Source organism: Curvibacter soli, assembly GCF_029211125.1.
In the GTDB taxonomy this organism is placed as follows: Bacteria; Pseudomonadota; Gammaproteobacteria; order Burkholderiales; family Burkholderiaceae_C; genus Curvibacter_A; species Curvibacter_A soli.
Map to the genome: position 1 here is coordinate 43,791 of NZ_JARGEN010000012.1, position 15,257 is coordinate 59,047.

Here is a 15,257-nt window from a genome sequence, read left to right on the forward strand (position 1 = left end):
GAGACAACCATGCAATACAAATTCAAGGTACTGGCCATTGCCCTCGCGGCAGCCGGGATGGCCGCGGCCACGGCACAGGCGCAAGAGAAGGTGAAGATCGGTTTCATCACCGACATGTCCAGCCTGTATTCCGACCTGGAAGGCAAGGGCGGTGCAACCGCCATCCAGATGGCCATCGATGACCTGGGCGGCAAGGTACTGGGCCAACCCATCGAGCTGCTGAGCGCCGACCACCAGAACAAGGCCGACATCGCCGCGTCGAAGGCGCGCGAATGGATCGACACCCAGGGCATCACCCTGGTCTTCGGCGGCACCAATTCGGGCGTGGCGCTAGCCATGGCCAAGGTGGCGCAGGAGAAGAAGCGCGTCTTCATCGACAACGGCGCGGGCACCTCGGTGCTGACCAACGAGCAGTGCAGTCCCTACACCATCCACTACGCCTACGACACCGTGGCGCTGGCCAAGGGCACGGGCGCGGCGGTGGTGGACAAGGGCGGCAAGAGCTGGTTCTTCCTGACCGCCGACTACGCCTTCGGCCAGGCCCTCGAAGCCGACACCGCGCGCGTCGTCAAGGAAAAGGGCGGTACCGTGGTCGGCTCGGTCCGGCATCCGCTCAACGCGTCGGACTTCTCCTCGTTCCTGCTGCAGGCGCAAAGCTCCAAGGCGCAGATCCTGGGCCTGGCCAACGCAGGCGGCGACACCATCAACAGCATCAAGGCGGCCAAGGAATTCGGCATCAACAAGACCATGAAGACCGCCGGCCTGCTGGTGTTCCTGTCGGACATCCACAGCCTGGGCCTGAAGAACACCCAGGGCCTGCTGCACACCACGAGCTGGTACTGGGACCTCAACGACGCCACGCGCAAGTTCGCCGCCCGCTTCTTCGAGAAGACCAAGCGCATGCCCACCGACGTGCAGGCCGCCGACTACTCCGCCACCTGGAACTACCTGAAGGCGGTGGAAGCGGTCAAGACCACCGACGCCGACAAGGTCATGGCGTATCTGAAGAGCACCAAGATCGACGATTTCTACGGCAAGGGCCAGATCCGCGCCGACGGCAGCTTCATCCACGACATGTACCTCGTGGAAGCCAAGGCGCCCGCCGAGTCCACCAAGCCCTGGGACTACCTGAAGGTCATCGCCAAGCTGCCGGGCGACCAGGTGTTCACCACCAAGGCCGAGAGCAAGTGCAGCCTCTGGCAATAAGCCGCCGGCGTTGACCCCCCGTGCCCCGGCCCCGCGCCGGGGCGTTCTTGTCCGACCCGACATTCCCGACATTCCGTTTCGCAATCCATGGAAATCTTCGGCGTCTCCCTGCCCGCCATGCTCAGCCAGCTCCTGCTCGGGCTGGTGAACGGCTCGTTCTACGCGATCCTGAGCCTGGGGCTGGCCGTGATCTTCGGCCTGCTCAACGTCATCAATTTCGCGCACGGCGCGCTGTTCATGATGGGCGCGGTGCTCTCCTGGATGGCCATGAACTACCTCGGCATCGGCTACTGGTGGATGCTGCTGCTCGCGCCGCTCGTCGTCGGCGTGTTCGGGGTGCTGGTCGAGCGCCTGCTGCTGCGCTGGATCTACAAGCTCGACCACCTCTACGGCATGCTGCTCACACTGGGCCTGACGCTGCTCGTCGAAGGCGCGTTCCGCTCCGTCTACGGCGTATCGGGCCTGGCCTACGACACGCCCGAGGCGCTGGAGGGCGCCACCAACCTGGGCTTCATGATCCTGCCCAATTACCGCGCCTGGGTCGTCGCGGCCTCGGTCGTGGTGTGCTTTGCGACCTGGTTCGTCATCGAGAAGACCCGCCTGGGCGCCTACCTGCGCGCCGGCACCGAGAACCCGCGGCTGGTGGAGGCGTTCGGCATCAACGTGCCGCTGATGATCACGCTGACCTATGCCTTCGGCGCCGCGCTGGCGGCCTTCGCGGGCGTGCTGGCCGCGCCGGTGATACAGGTGTCGCCGCTCATGGGGCAGAACCTCATCATCACCGTCTTCGCCGTGGTGGTGATCGGCGGCATGGGCTCCATCATGGGCTCCATCCTCACCGGCCTGGGCCTGGGCATCGTCGAGGGCTTCACCAAGGTGTTCTACCCCGAAGCCTCGTCCACCGTGGTCTTCGTGATCATGGTCATCGTCCTCCTGATCCGCCCCGCCGGCCTGTTCGGCAAAGAAAAATAAGCGCGGGGCGATTCTCCTATGCAAACCAAGACCATCGGCTACGGCCTGCTGCTGCTCGCGCTGCTCGCGGCGCCCTTCCTCGGCGTCTATCCCGTGTTCATGATGAAGCTGCTGTGCTTCGCCCTGTTCGCGTCGGCCTTCAACCTGTTGCTGGGCTACACCGGGCTGCTGTCGTTCGGCCACGCGGCCTTCCTGGGCGGCTCGGCCTACATGGCCGGGCATGCGCTCAAGGCGTGGCATCTCACCCCCGAACTGGGGCTGCTGCTGGGCACCGCCAGCGGCGCGCTGCTGGGGCTGGTGTTCGGCTGGCTGGCCATCCGCAGGCAGGGCATCTACTTCGCCATGATCACGATGGCGCTGGCGCAAATGCTGTTCTTCATCTGCCTGCAGGCGCCCTTCACGGGCGGCGAGGACGGCCTGCAGGGCGTGCCGCGCGGCAACCTGTTCGGCGTGGTCGATCTGGGCAACGACCTGACCATGTACTACGTGACGCTGCTGGTGGCGGTGGCCGCCTTCCTGCTCATCGCGCGCACCATCCATTCGCCGTTCGGCCAGGTGCTCAAGGCGATCAAGGAAAACGAGCCGCGCGCCATCTCGCTGGGCTACGACACGGCGCGCTTCAAGCTGCTGGCCTTCGTGCTGTCCGCCGCGCTGGCGGGGCTGGCGGGCTCGCTCAAGACCCTGGTGCTGGGCTTCGCCACGCTCAGCGACGTGCACTGGACCGCCTCGGGCCAGGTCATCCTGATGACGCTGGTGGGCGGGCTGGGCACGCTGTCGGGGCCGCTGCTGGGCTCGGCCATCGTGGTGGTGCTGGAGAACAAGCTCGGCGAGATCGGCAGCGTCCTGGCGCAGGCGACGGGCATCGAGTGGTTCTCCACGCTCGGCGAATCCGTCACCATGGTCACGGGCCTGATCTTCGTCGTCTGCGTGCTGGCGTTCCGCCGCGGCGTGATGGGTGAAATCATTGCGCTGCTGCAGCGCCGGCGGGGCCGGTAGTTCTTCAACCTGGAAACGGCAGTTGGATGCGCCTGCCAGTGCCGTGATCGGGGTGCCAGGCAAGACGCGACGACGCGCTACTGCCCGCAAGGAGGAGCAACGCCGCATGGCGCGCCGAGCGCGGTGCTGGCAGGTGCATGGCGCTCTCACCCACGAGGCGAACGCCATCGAAGCCGTCAACGCTTGATTTCATGCGGCTTGTCAAGGGATACAAAGCGGTCAACTGCCGTTTCCAGGTTCAAGCCAAATCGGGCTCCAGCGCCCTATCCGCCTGCGGTGGCAGCTCCTGATCCAGTAGCAACCGCCAGTCCAGGCGGCAGCGGTGGCTGAAAGGCATGCCCACGGTAGTACCCTTCGGGCCATGACCTTGCCGCCCATTTCGCAACCGCCCGCGCTGGCTTATGAGCACAACGGCCAGCGCATCGCCCGCGACGCCTTCTACGCCATCGCCTGCGACCCGCGCCGCAGCGTGGCCGTGGAAGCCTGCGCCGGCGCGGGCAAGACCTGGATGCTGGTGTCGCGCATCGTGCGCGCGCTGCTCGACGGCTGCCCGGCGCACGAGATCCTGGCCATCACCTTCACCAAGAAGGCCGCAGGCGAGATGCGTGAGCGCCTGCACGCCTGGCTGGCCGAATTCTCCCGCATGCCCCTCGACGCCCTGGGCGAAGAACTGCGCCTGCGCGGCATCGTGGAAGAAATTGACCCCCAGCGCAGGCAGGACAAGCGCCAGGCGCTACAAAATCTGCAGCGCAACCTGCTGCGCGCGGGGCGGCCGGTGCAAATCCGCACCTTCCACGGCTGGTTCGCGGCGCTGCTGCGCACCGCGCCGCTGGCCGTCCTGCAGCAACTGGGCTTTCCCACGGGCTATGAACTGCTCGAAGACGACGCCGAGGCGGTGGAGCGGGTCTGGCGCCGTTTCTGGGGCGCGCTGCTGGCCGACGGCGCGGCGCGCGCCGATTTCGAGGCGCTGGTCGCCAGCCATGGCCGCGTGCAGGCGCACAAGGCGCTGGAGGCCGCGCTTGCGCGCCGCACCGAGTTCGCGCTGGCCGACGCGCAGGGCGTGGCCGATGCGTCGGTGCAGCCGTTCGCCGCGCTCTACCCGGCGCTGGCCGGCGTGGACGAGCCCTGGCAGGCCCTGCAGGGCGATGCGGCGCGCGCGCGATGGCACGGCTGGTCCGCGGCGCTGGGGCGCGAATCCGCCAAGACCCCGCAGAAAGCCGCCGCCGCCATCGCCGATGCGCTGCTGCTGCCCGCCGGGCCGGGTCAACTGGCCGCCTTGCGCAAGGCGATCTTCGTCGCGGCGCAAGACCGGCTGACGGCGCACCTGCAGAAGTTCGCCGCCGCGCAGGAGGCCGAGGCCGAACTGCAAACGCTCTGCGCCGCCCAGCGCCAGCACGAGGCATGGGTCTACCACCAGCGGCTGGTGCGCCTGTCGCGGCTGCTGCTGGCCGAATTCGCCGCGCTCAAGCGCGAGCGCGGCTGGGTCGACATGAACGACGTGGAGCGCGCCGCGCTGGTGCTGCTGTCCGACGGCGTGCTCAGCGGCTGGGTGCAGGAGAAGCTCGACGCCCGCGTGCGCCAGTTGCTCGTCGACGAGTTCCAGGACACCAACCCCCTGCAGTGGCAGGCCCTGCACGCCTGGCTGTCGGGCTATGCGGGCGCGGCGCGGGCGCCGGCGGTGTTCATCGTGGGCGACCCCAAGCAGAGCATTTACCGCTTCCGCCGCGCCGAGCCGCAGGTGTTCCGCGCCGCGCAGGTGTTCGTGGTGGAAGGCCTGGGCGGCGACCGGCTGGCCTGCGACCACACGCGCCGCAACGCGCCCGTGGTGATCGCCGCCGTCAACGCTGCCCTGCAGGTCGCGCAGGACGCGGGCGAGTACGCGGGCTTTCGCACCCACACCACGGAATCGCGCGCCCAGGGCGCCGTGTCGTGCCTGCCGCAGATCGTCCGCGAGGCGGAGGATGGACGGCCACCCGGCGAGCCGGCGGGCTGGCGCGACAGCCTTGCCACCCCGCGCCTGGCGCCCGAGGAAACGCTGCGCGCGCGCGAATGCCGCCAGGCCGCGCGCTGGCTGGCGGCGCGGGTGGCGGCGGGCACGCTGCGGGCGCAGGACGTGATGGTGCTCTCGCGCCGCCGCGCGCATCTGGCAGTCATGCAGGACGAACTGCGCCGCTTGGGCCTGCCCACGGAGCAGCCTGAAAAAACCAGCCTGGCCGACGCGCCCGAGGTGCAGGACGTGGTCGCGCTGCTCGACGCGCTGGTTTCGCCGGGGCATGACCTGTCGCTCGCGCGCGCGCTGCGCTCGCCGCTGTTCGGTTTGGGCGACGAGGCCCTGGCGCGCATCGCGCTGGCCCGCAAGCAGGCCGCGCCAGAGTGCCATGGTTGGCTCGAATTGCTATTAAATCAGGAGCTGCTACCGCCCGATTTGCGGGCGCTAGGGCCTGTTTTGACCCAATACCGAGATTGGCTGGCCGCGCTGCCGCCGCATGATGCGCTGGACGCCATCTTCCATGCCGGCGATGTGCTGGCGCGCTTTGCCGCCGCCACGCCCGCGCCGCGGCGCGAGGCGGCGCAGGCCAACCTGCGCGCGCTGCTCGGCGCGGCGCTGCAGATCGACGGCGCGCGCTACGCCACGCCCTACGCCTTCGTGCGCGCGCTCAAGGCGGGCGCGGCGCAGGCGCCGGTGCAGACAGGCGGCGGCCACGGTGTGGGCGAAGGCGCCGTGCGCCTGCTCACCGTGCACGGCGCCAAGGGGCTGGAGGCGCCGCTGGTGCTGCTGCTCGACACCGACGCCGCGCCGCCGCGCGCCGAGACCATGGGCGTGCTCGTCGACTGGCCCGGCGAGCTGCCCGCGCCCCGGCGCTTTGCTTTCATCGCCAGCGAATCGCAGCCGCCGGCCTGCTGCGAGGCGCTGCTGGCCGCCGAGCAGGCCGAGCGCCGGCGCGAGGAGATCAACGCCCTCTACGTGGCGCTGACCCGCGCGCGCGGCGAGGTCGTCGTTTCGTCGGTGCAGCCGCACCGCAGCGGTGCCGCGCCGAGCTGGTGGCAGCGGCTCCAGCCCCTGTGCGCCCTGGCCGAAGCCGAGGCCGCCGACCCGCCGCGGCAGGCGGCGGACGCCGACGCGCCCTGCCTGCTGCGCACCCTGCCCGAACTGCCGCCGGAAATGAAACTCGCCGCCCAGCCCCCGCGCGCCGCGCCCGACGCCGCGGACCCGGCGGCGGCGCGGCTCGGCGAGGCCATGCACCGCCTGCTCGAAGAGCTGCGCGCGGATGCGCCGCCGCCCTGGGCCGACGGCAGTCCGCAGTTGCAGGCCGTGGCGCGCGAATTTGGCCTCGACCCGCTGCAGGCCGCCGAAGCCGCCGCGCTGGCCCGGCGCATCCACGAAGGCGAGGGCGCCTGGGCCTGGCAGGCCGCGCTGCTGGACTGGCACGGCAACGAGGTGGAACTGCACCACCAGGGCGCGCTGCTGCGCCTGGACCGGCTGGTGCGCCGCCGCGACACGGGCGAATGGTGGGTGCTCGACTACAAGACCGCCGCCGCGCCCGAGCGCCAGCCGGCGCTGCTGGAACAGCTCGCGCAGTACCGCCGCGCGGTGGCCGCGCTGAACCCCGGCGCCGTGGTGCGCGCGGCCTTCCTCACGGGGCAGGGCACGGTCGTGGCGGTGCAGGGCGATGGCGGTGCGCAGGCAGAATCCATGCCTTGCGCGCCGCCCATCGCCGGCCCCGCGCAGCCCGATTTGTTCCCGCACGCCCCGCCATGAACCAGAACCCCCCGCTTCCCGTGGCCGTCATCGGCGCCGGCCCCGCCGGCCTCATGGCCGCCGAGGTGCTGGCCGCTGCCGGGCGGGCGGTGCACGTGTACGACGCCATGCCCTCGGCGGGCCGCAAGTTCCTGCTCGCGGGCAAGGGCGGACTCAACATGACCCATGCCGAGCCCGCGCCGGCCTTCCTGTCGCGCTACGGCACGCGCGAGCCCTGGCTCGCGCCGCTGCTGCGGCGCTTCGGCGCCGACGCCGTGCGCGCCTGGGCGCACGGGCTGGGCGTGGAGACGTTCGTCGGCAGCTCGGGCCGCGTGTTCCCGCACGACATGAAGGCCGCGCCGCTGCTGCGCGCCTGGCTGCACCGGCTGCGCGGCGCGGGCGTGCAGTTCCACATGCGCCACCGCTGGCTCGGCTGGGATGCGCCGCCCGTGGCCGGCGGCCCACAGGCGCTGCGCTTCGCCACGCCCGCGGGCGAGGTGGCAGTGCCCGCCGCCGCCGCCGTGCTGGCGCTGGGCGGCGCGAGCTGGGCCCGGCTGGGCTGCGACGGCGCCTGGGTGCCGCTGCTCGAAGCGCTGGGCGTGCCGGTGGCGCCGCTCGCGCCGGCCAACTGCGGCTTCGACGTGGCGGGCCGCGCGGGCTTGCCGGGCGCGGCTGAGACGCGGCGCGCGTTTTTGCGCGAACTGGCGGGCGCCGCGCCCGGGCCGCAGCCGGGCTGGACGCCGTACTTCGCCGAACGCTTCGCGGGCCAGCCGTTCAAGTCGGTGGCCATCGCCTTCACCGACAGCCAGGGGCGGCGGTTCGCACGGCGCGGCGAATTCGTCGCCACCGCCACGGGCGTGGAAGGCGGCCTGGTCTATGCCGCGTCGGCGCTGCTGCGCGACGAGATCGCGGCCCACGGCCACGCCACCTTCCACCTGGATCTGCTGCCCGCGCTCGCGCCCGAGCGCGTGGCCGCCGAGGTACGCCACCCGCGCGGGGCGCGATCCCTGTCCAGCCACCTGAAGAGCCGCCTGGGGCTCGACGGCATCAAGGCGGCGCTACTGCACGAACTGCTCGAGCCGGAAACGCTGGCGCAGCCCGATCGGCTCGCCGCCGCCATCAAGGCGCTGCCCGTCACCGTGGTGGCGGCGCGCCCGGTGGACGAGGCCATCAGCAGCGCGGGCGGCGTGCCGTTCGAGGCGCTGGACGCGCATCTCATGCTGCATGGCGCGCCCGGCGTGTTCTGCGCCGGCGAGATGCTGGACTGGGAGGCGCCGACCGGCGGCTACCTGCTCACGGCCTGCTGGGCCACGGGCCGCGCGGCGGGCGAAGGGGCGCTGCGCTGGCTGGCGGGTGCATGAGGTTGCGCGCGATCGCGCCTGCGCAAACGCCGCGCCATCCGTGCCGGCGGCTGCCCTGCGGGCGAAAGGGAAGGGGAAGAAAAAGGGGAGGGGAAGAAAGAAGAAGGTGACGAGCCTTACCCCCGGCACTGGCTCCACAGTTAGGGCTGCTTGGTTCCCCACCTGACCCGGTTGGCCGCTTCACCATGCGGGGAGGCCCGTCACGGCCGATTGTACCGGCTGGGCGGCGCGGATCCGCGCCGGGGCCATTTGGGCCCGGCCCGCGATTGCTTATTACGCTGGCTTCGTTGCGGCTGGCGGGTTTGTCCCTACCATGGGAACGCGCGGCGCCGTGTGCGCCGCCGCCATCTCCGCAATTTTTCTGGAGTATCCATCCATGTCCGAATCCCGCACGCCGGAGTACCCCGTCGATCCGATCTTCCTCAACCGCTGGTCGCCGCGCGCCTTCACGGGCGAGGCGATCCCCGAGCAAACGCTGCTGTCCATCCTCGAAGCCGCGCGCTGGTCGCCCTCGGCCTACAACCTGCAGCCCTGGCGCTTCATCTGGGCGCGTGCCGGCACGCCGGCCTGGGGGCCGCTGCTGGCCACGCTCAACGAGTTCAACCAGAGCTGGGCCAGGAACGCGTCGGCGCTGCTCGTCGTGCTGTCGGCCAAGACCGGGCTGCCGCCGGGTGCCACGGAGCCCCAGCCCAACGGCTGGCATGCGTTCGATACCGGCGCGGCCTGGCTCAGCGCCGCGCTGCAGGCCACGTCCCTGGGCTGGCATGCGCATGCGATGGCCGGCTTCGACAAGGATCTGGCGCGCAGCTCGCTCGGCGTGCCCGACGATTTCGCGGTGGATGCGGTGGTGGCCATCGGACGCCTGAGCGCCGACAAGAGCGCGCTGCCGGAAGCCTTGCGCGCGCGCGACAATCCCACGCCACGCCTGCCGCTCGCGGCCATCGCGGCGGAAGGGCGGTTCGGCTTCAAGTCCTGATCGGCAGCGTCCGTGCGCGGCTGCGGGGGCCCGTAGAATTGCACGGATGTCCTACCTCGTGCTCGCCCGCAAGTACCGCCCGAAGACCTTTTCGGAAATGGTGGGGCAGGAGCATGTGGTGCAGGCCCTCACCAATGCGCTCACGCAGCAGCGCCTGCACCACGCCTACCTGTTCACGGGCACGCGCGGCGTGGGCAAGACGACGGTGTCGCGCATCCTGGCCAAGTCGCTCAACTGCCAGGGGCCGGACGGGCAGGGCGGCATCACCGCCACGCCCTGCGGCGTGTGCCAGGCCTGCACCGACATCGACAGCGGCCGCTTCGTCGACTACACCGAGCTCGATGCGGCATCCAACCGGGGTGTGGACGAGGTGCAGAGCCTGCTGGAACAGGCCGTCTACAAGCCGGTGCAGGGGCGCTTCAAGGTCTTCATGATCGACGAAGTGCACATGCTCACCAACACCGCCTTCAACGCGATGCTGAAGACGCTGGAGGAGCCGCCCGAGTACCTCAAGTTCGTGCTCGCCACCACCGACCCGCAGAAGGTGCCGGTCACGGTGCTGAGCCGCTGCCTGCAGTTCAACCTGCGCCCCATGGCGCCCGAGACGGTGCAGGAGCACCTGGCCCACGTGCTGGCCGCCGAGAACATCCCCGCCGACGCGCCGGCGCTGCGGCTGCTCGCGCGCGCGGCGCGCGGCTCCATGCGCGACGCGCTGTCGCTGACCGACCAGGCCATCGCCTTCGGCAGCGGCAGGCTGGAGGAAGCCACGGTGCGCCAGATGCTGGGCAGCGTGGACCGCTCCTACGTGTTTCGCCTGGTCGATGCGCTGGCCGCGGGCGACGGCAGGACGGTGGTGGAAACCTCCGAGGCGCTGCGCGTGAACGGCCTGTCCGCCGCCTCCACGCTGGAGGACATGGGCACCGTGCTGCAACGCATGGCCGTGCTGCAGGCCGTGCCGCAGATGGCCGAGGCGATTGATGCCCATGACGCCGAGGCCGTGGAAACCGCGCGCCTGGCCGCGCTGATGCCCGCCGACGAGACCCAACTGCTCTACAGCATCTGCCTGCATGGCCGGGGCGAACTGGGCCTGGCGCCCGACGAATACGCGGCGCTCACCATGACGCTGCTGCGCCTGCTGGCGTTCAAGCCCGCGGGCGGCATGGCGGAAAAAAAAACTCTGACGCCGGCTAAGGCCGCCGTGCCTGCGGCGGCGCTACCGCCGTCTTCCGCGCCATTGGCGCCGGCTGCGCCGGTGGCGGTCGAAGCCTCTGCGCCGTCCTATGGCGCCGCCGAACCTGACCCCGAACCCGCCGAACCCGCCGAACCCGATGAGGAGGGCGACGACGTACCCCCCTGGCTCGATGAGGCGCCGCCGCCCGACGAATCCGAAGCCGTGGCGGCCCCGCGTGCCGTGCCGCCCGCGGTGGCCGAGCGCGCGGGCGGCGTGCTGCCGGTGCTGGAGCGCCCCGCGCCCATGCCGGCGCGGCCGGCGTCCGGGCTGCCGCCGCGCGCGCAGGTGGTGGCCGTGCCGGTGCGCCAGCAGCCCGAGCCCGGCGAGCGCCAGCGGCCGCGCGCCGATGCCGACGCGCCCGCGCCGCTGGCGCAGTTCACGCCGACCGGGGAGGGCGATTTCTGGCACGCCACGGTGCAAAAGCTCGTCGCCGCCGAGGCCATCACGGCGCTGGTGCGCGAGCTGGCACTGCAGTCGCAGTTGGTGGCGCGCGACGGCCCGCATTGGATGCTGCGCGTGGAGCGCGAATCGCTCAACCAGCCCGCCGCGCGCGAGCGCCTGCGCGCGGCGCTGGCCGATGCCGGCCTGGCCGAGCAGATCACGGTCGAGGTGGGCAGCGTCATCGACAGTCCCGCCCGGCGCAACGCCCACGCCGCGCGTGAGCGCCAGCGCGCGGCCGAGGAATTGATCCACGCCGACCCGTTCGTCCAATCCATGCTGCGCGACTGGGGCGCGACAATCGTGCCCGGCAGCATCAAGCCCCTCTGACCCCCATCCTCCCGACAGCAAAGGACACACGCACCATGTTCAACAAAGGACAACTCGCCGGCCTCATGAAGCAAGCCCAGGCCATGCAGGACAACCTCAAGAAGGCGCAGGACGAGCTTGCGAACGTGGAGGTCGAGGGCGAATCGGGCGCGGGCCTGGTCAAGGTGCTCATGACCTGCAAGCACGACGTCAAGCGCGTGACCATCGACCCGAGCCTGCTGGCCGACGACAAGGACATGCTCGAAGACCTGGTGGCCGCCGCCTTCAACGCCGCCGTGCGCAAGGCCGAGGACACCACGCAGGAGCGCATGGGCAAGATCACTGCGGGCATGCCGGGCCTGCCGGGCGGGCTCAAGTTCCCGTTTTGAGATGACCCACCCCGTTGCTCCCTCGCTTCGTGTAAGGGTGCCTCCCCCCGCCGGGGGGCACCGTCAGCGGCCTGGCAGAGCCGGCTCCGCGGCGGTTGCTGGCATGGCCTGCGCCGCAGCCCTTCGTACCGTGCGGTTTCATGCGGCGCGCAGCGCCGCGGATAACTGAAGCAGTTCGACCGTGGCCGCCGACACCCACAGCCTCGACTCGCTCGTGCAGGCGCTGCGCCGCCTGCCCGGCGTGGGGGTGAAGTCGGCGCAGCGCATGGCCTTCCACCTGCTGCAGCACGACCGCGACGGCGCCGAGCTGCTCTCGCGCGCGCTGCATGACGCCGCGGCCACGGTGCGCCACTGCGCGCGCTGCCACACCTTCACCGAGGCCGAGGTGTGCGCCACCTGCCTGGACCCGCGGCGCGACCCCACGCGCCTGTGCGTGGTGGAAACGCCCGCCGACCAGTCGGCGGTGGAGCGCACCGCCGCCTACGACGGTCTGTACTTCGTGCTCATGGGGCGGCTCAGCCCGCTCGACGGCGTGGGGCCGAAGGACATCGGTGTGCACAGCCTGCTGGAGCGCGCGGGCGACGGCACGGTGCAGGAGGTGATCCTCGCCACCAGCTTCACGGCGGAGGGCGAGACCACGGCCCACGTGCTGGGCGAGGCGCTGCGCGCGCGTGGCCTGCACGTCACGCGGCTGGCGCGCGGCGTGCCCGCGGGCAGCGAGCTGGAATACGTGGATCTGGGCACCATTGCGCATGCGCTGGTGGACCGGCGGTGACTGGATTGCTATTGTTTTAGTAGCTACAAGCGCAATATATACCTGCGCTGGAGGCCAAAAAGACCTATGACCATGAATACCCTGCACATCGCGCATTTCACGGTGGCCTACTGGTGCGTGCTGGTGGCGGCGTTGCTGCCCATCGTGTGCGCCGGCCTGGCGAAGTACGGCGCCGACCGCTTCGACAACCGCGATCCGCGCGGCTGGCTGGCGCGGCAGACCGATTGGCGGGCGCGCGCCAACGCGGCGCAGGCCAACAGCTTCGAAGGGCTGCCGTTCTTCATCGGCGCGGTGGTCATCGCGCACCAGCTCGGCGCGGCGCAGACGCCGCTGGACCTGCTGGCACTGCTCTACGTGCTGCTGCGCATGTTCTACATCACGGTGTACGTGGCTGGCCTGTCCACGGCGCGCAGCGCCGTCTGGACGGCAGGGCTGTTGGTCAACATCGGCATCCTGTTCCTCGGCTACCGCTGATGCGCAGCGGTGCGCCGCGCACAGTGCGCGGCGATGGGCAGCGGAGGAGGGGCCGACCTTGAGCCGTGCATCGGTGCATAGGGTATTCCTCGGGCGCCGCGCACAAGGCGCTCCCTAGAATAAGTCTGCAGAAGGCGCACGGTCGCGCGCGCCCTGTCCGAGGAGCTTGCAAGTGCAGAACCAGAACGCCGCCGCGCCGGCCCCGACGCAGCGGGTCATCAAGAAGTACCCCAACCGCCGGCTCTACGACACCAGGACATCGGCCTACATCACGCTGGCCGAGGTGAAGCAGCTCGTGATGCGGGGCGAGCCCTTCGTCGTGCGCGACGCCAAGTCCGGCGACGACCTCACGCGCAGCATCCTGCTGCAGATCATCCTGGAGGCAGAGGCCGGCGGGGCCCCCATGTTCAGCGAGGCGGCGCTGGCCAACATCATCCGCTTCTACGGCCACGCGATGCAGGGCTTCATGGGCTCGTACATCGAAAAGAACGTGCAGGCGTTCACCGACATGCAGGCCAAGCTGGCCGAACAGTCGCAGAACCTCACGCCCGAGATGTGGCCGCAGTTCATGAATGGGCAGTCGCCCCTGATGCAGGGCATGCTGGGCAACTACGTGGAGCAGTCGCGCGGCCTGTTCCAGCAGATGCAGGAACAGATGCAGAAGCAGGCCGCGCAAATGCTCGGCGCATTCGGGCTCAAACGCTGACCCGGCGGATACCTGGGACAATGGGGGCATGAGCGAAGTTCTTTCCCCCACGAAAACGCCCAAGGTCGGTTTCGTCAGTCTGGGCTGCCCCAAGGCGCTGACGGACTCCGAGCTCATCCTCACGCAGCTCAGCGCCGAGGGCTATCAGACTTCCAAGACCTTCGAAGGCGCCGACCTCGTCATCGTCAACACCTGCGGCTTCATCGACGATGCCGTGAAGGAAAGCCTCGACACCATTGGCGAAGCACTGGCCGGCAATGGCCGGGTCATCGTCACGGGCTGCCTGGGTGCCCGCAGCGCCGAAGGCGGCGGCAACCTCGTGCGCGCGATGCACCCCAGCGTGCTGGCCGTGACCGGCCCGCACGCCACGCAGGAGGTGATGGACGCGGTGCACAGCCATTGCCCCAAGCCGCACGATCCCTTCATGGACCTGGTGCCGGGCGCGTTCGGTGAAGCAGGCGTGAAGCTCACGCCCCGGCACTACGCCTACCTGAAGATCAGCGAGGGCTGCAACCACCGCTGCACGTTCTGCATCATTCCATCGATGCGCGGCGACCTCGTGTCGCGGCCCGTGGGCGACGTGCTGAAAGAGGCACGCGCCTTGTTCGAGGGCGGCGTGAAGGAGCTGCTGGTCATCAGCCAGGACACGTCCGCCTACGGCGTGGACGTGAAGTACCGCACCGGCTTCTGGGACGGACGGCCCGTGAAGACGCGCATGCTCGACCTGGTGCAGGCGCTGGGCGACCTGGCGGCGCCGCATGGCGCATGGGTCCGGCTGCACTACGTGTATCCCTACCCGAGCGTGGACGAGGTGATCGCGCTGATGGCAACGGGCCACGTGCTGCCCTACCTGGACGTGCCTTTCCAGCACAGCCATCCGGACGTGCTCAAGCGCATGAAGCGCCCGGCCAGCGGCGAGAAGAACCTGGAGCGCATCGAGCGCTGGCGCGATGCCTGCCCCGAACTCGTCGTGCGCAGCACCTTCATCGCCGGCTTCCCGGGCGAGACCGAAGAAGAGTTCCAGCACCTGCTGGATTTCGTGCGCGAGGCGCAGATCGACCGCGCCGGCTGCTTCGCCTACAGCGCGGTGGACGGCGCGGCGGCCAACGAACTGCCCGGCATGCTGCCGCTGGAACTGCGCGAAGAGCGCCGCGCGCGCTTCATGGCCGTGGCCGAAGAAGTCTCCACGGCGCGGCTGCGGCGGCGCGTGGGCGCGACCATGCAGGTGCTGGTGGATGCGGCGCCGGGCCTGGGGCGCAAGGGCGGCGTGGGCCGCAGCTACGCCGACGCGCCGGAGATCGACGGTACGGTGCAATTGCTGCCGCCCGAGAAGATCAGCAAGACCTTGAAAGTGGGCGAATTCACGCGCGCCCGCATCGTGGGCACGCAGGGCCATGACCTGGTTGCATTGCCCGTATGACCCCCGCCGCCCGCATGTGCCGCCCGCCGCCGAGCGCCTTGCCCGCATCTTGCTTGGGGCATGCCAGTGGGCGGCCGTGGGTGGCAAGCGCGCGGGTGCGGCGCCAACAAAAAAGCCGCTGCGGTTGCAGCGGCTTTTCAGGCCGAAAGCCCCTTGGGGTTTTCATTAAACTTGGTGCCCAGGAGAGGACTCGAACCTCCACGATGTTACTCGCTAGTACCTGAAACTAGTGCGTCTACCAATTCCGCCACCTGGGCATCTCAGG

At 70.2% G+C, this 15,257-nt stretch carries 13 protein-coding genes, 1 tRNA gene and 1 other RNA gene; 12 read left to right on the forward strand and 3 right to left on the reverse strand.

Features of this window, described 5'->3' with window-relative positions; genetic code table 11:
• Positions 1-9: 9 nt before the first annotated feature.
• From PY257_RS02055 to PY257_RS02065, 3 genes are all read left to right on the forward strand, one after another.
• The gene (locus tag PY257_RS02055) at positions 10-1,206 is read left to right on the forward strand and encodes an ABC transporter substrate-binding protein (protein WP_275738387.1); all 1,197 of its coding nucleotides are present in this window, start codon (positions 10-12) and stop codon (positions 1,204-1,206) included.
• Between the two features lie 87 nt (positions 1,207-1,293).
• Entirely contained in the window at positions 1,294-2,178 is an 885-nt protein-coding gene (locus PY257_RS02060; protein WP_275738264.1) for a branched-chain amino acid ABC transporter permease, read from the forward strand.
• 18 nt (positions 2,179-2,196) lie between these two features.
• Positions 2,197-3,174 carry a branched-chain amino acid ABC transporter permease gene (locus PY257_RS02065; RefSeq protein ID WP_275738265.1) on the forward strand — a complete coding sequence of 326 codons (978 nt, stop codon included), beginning with the start codon at positions 2,197-2,199 and terminating at the stop codon, positions 3,172-3,174.
• Positions 3,175-3,178: 4 nt separating this feature from the next.
• Here PY257_RS02065 and PY257_RS02070 read toward each other — a convergent pair whose 3' ends face one another.
• Complete coding sequence (locus PY257_RS02070; RefSeq protein ID WP_275738268.1) at positions 3,179-3,367, reverse strand: hypothetical protein; 189 nt, start codon at positions 3,365-3,367, stop codon at positions 3,179-3,181.
• Positions 3,368-3,535: 168 nt separating this feature from the next.
• Between PY257_RS02070 and PY257_RS02075 the strand changes: the two genes are divergently transcribed.
• Both PY257_RS02075 and PY257_RS02080 read left to right on the forward strand, forming a co-directional pair.
• Complete coding sequence (locus PY257_RS02075; protein ID WP_275738270.1) at positions 3,536-6,934, forward strand: UvrD-helicase domain-containing protein; 3,399 nt, start codon at positions 3,536-3,538, stop codon at positions 6,932-6,934.
• Positions 6,931-8,274, forward strand: a complete 1,344-nt coding sequence (locus PY257_RS02080) for a TIGR03862 family flavoprotein (protein WP_275738272.1) — start codon at positions 6,931-6,933, stop codon at positions 8,272-8,274. Before PY257_RS02075 ends, PY257_RS02080 begins: the two co-directional genes overlap by 4 nt.
• 105 nt (positions 8,275-8,379) lie before the next feature.
• Here PY257_RS02080 and ffs read toward each other — a convergent pair.
• Positions 8,380-8,476: signal recognition particle sRNA small type (ffs, locus tag PY257_RS02085), an RNA gene on the reverse strand.
• A 174-nt stretch (positions 8,477-8,650) separates the two neighbouring features.
• Between ffs and PY257_RS02090 the strand changes: the two genes are divergently transcribed.
• The 7 genes from PY257_RS02090 (at position 8,651) to rimO (ending at position 14,992) form a co-directional block, all read left to right on the forward strand.
• Complete coding sequence (locus tag PY257_RS02090; protein WP_275738274.1) at positions 8,651-9,250, forward strand: nitroreductase family protein; 600 nt, start codon at positions 8,651-8,653, stop codon at positions 9,248-9,250.
• Positions 9,251-9,296: 46 nt separating this feature from the next.
• Positions 9,297-11,249: a DNA polymerase III subunit gamma/tau gene (gene dnaX / locus PY257_RS02095; RefSeq protein WP_275738276.1), complete on the forward strand. Its 1,953-nt coding sequence runs from the start codon at positions 9,297-9,299 to the stop codon at positions 11,247-11,249.
• 35 nt (positions 11,250-11,284) lie between these two features.
• Complete coding sequence (locus PY257_RS02100) at positions 11,285-11,617, forward strand: YbaB/EbfC family nucleoid-associated protein (RefSeq protein WP_275738278.1); 333 nt, start codon at positions 11,285-11,287, stop codon at positions 11,615-11,617.
• A gap of 181 nt (positions 11,618-11,798) precedes the next feature.
• Positions 11,799-12,392 carry a recombination mediator RecR gene (gene recR, locus PY257_RS02105; protein WP_275738280.1) on the forward strand — a complete coding sequence of 198 codons (594 nt, stop codon included), beginning with the start codon at positions 11,799-11,801 and terminating at the stop codon, positions 12,390-12,392.
• A 72-nt stretch (positions 12,393-12,464) separates the two neighbouring features.
• Positions 12,465-12,866 carry an MAPEG family protein gene (locus tag PY257_RS02110; protein WP_275738282.1) on the forward strand — a complete coding sequence of 134 codons (402 nt, stop codon included), beginning with the start codon at positions 12,465-12,467 and terminating at the stop codon, positions 12,864-12,866.
• A 172-nt stretch (positions 12,867-13,038) separates the two neighbouring features.
• Positions 13,039-13,572 carry a polyhydroxyalkanoate synthesis repressor PhaR gene (gene phaR / locus PY257_RS02115; protein ID WP_275738284.1) on the forward strand — a complete coding sequence of 178 codons (534 nt, stop codon included), beginning with the start codon at positions 13,039-13,041 and terminating at the stop codon, positions 13,570-13,572.
• 28 nt (positions 13,573-13,600) lie between these two features.
• Positions 13,601-14,992 carry a 30S ribosomal protein S12 methylthiotransferase RimO gene (rimO, locus tag PY257_RS02120; RefSeq protein WP_275738285.1) on the forward strand — a complete coding sequence of 464 codons (1,392 nt, stop codon included), beginning with the start codon at positions 13,601-13,603 and terminating at the stop codon, positions 14,990-14,992.
• 172 nt (positions 14,993-15,164) lie between these two features.
• Here rimO and PY257_RS02125 read toward each other — a convergent pair.
• Positions 15,165-15,249 (reverse strand) — tRNA-Leu (locus tag PY257_RS02125).
• Between the last annotated feature and the right edge of the window lie 8 nt (positions 15,250-15,257).

Coding starts and splice junctions, on each gene's coding strand:
- PY257_RS02075 (WP_275738270.1), top strand. CDS start 3,536: ATGACCTTGCCGCCCATTTCGCAACCGCCCGCGCTGGCTTATGAGCAC.
- PY257_RS02100 (WP_275738278.1), top strand. CDS start 11,285: ATGTTCAACAAAGGACAACTCGCCGGCCTCATGAAGCAAGCCCAGGCC.
- PY257_RS02065 (WP_275738265.1), top strand. CDS start 2,197: ATGCAAACCAAGACCATCGGCTACGGCCTGCTGCTGCTCGCGCTGCTC.
- PY257_RS02090 (WP_275738274.1), top strand. CDS start 8,651: ATGTCCGAATCCCGCACGCCGGAGTACCCCGTCGATCCGATCTTCCTC.
- PY257_RS02070 (WP_275738268.1), bottom strand. CDS start 3,367: ATGAAATCAAGCGTTGACGGCTTCGATGGCGTTCGCCTCGTGGGTGAG.
- PY257_RS02110 (WP_275738282.1), top strand. CDS start 12,465: ATGAATACCCTGCACATCGCGCATTTCACGGTGGCCTACTGGTGCGTG.
- PY257_RS02080 (WP_275738272.1), top strand. CDS start 6,931: ATGAACCAGAACCCCCCGCTTCCCGTGGCCGTCATCGGCGCCGGCCCC.
- PY257_RS02055 (WP_275738387.1), top strand. CDS start 10: ATGCAATACAAATTCAAGGTACTGGCCATTGCCCTCGCGGCAGCCGGG.
- dnaX (WP_275738276.1), top strand. CDS start 9,297: ATGTCCTACCTCGTGCTCGCCCGCAAGTACCGCCCGAAGACCTTTTCG.
- rimO (WP_275738285.1), top strand. CDS start 13,601: ATGAGCGAAGTTCTTTCCCCCACGAAAACGCCCAAGGTCGGTTTCGTC.
- PY257_RS02060 (WP_275738264.1), top strand. CDS start 1,294: ATGGAAATCTTCGGCGTCTCCCTGCCCGCCATGCTCAGCCAGCTCCTG.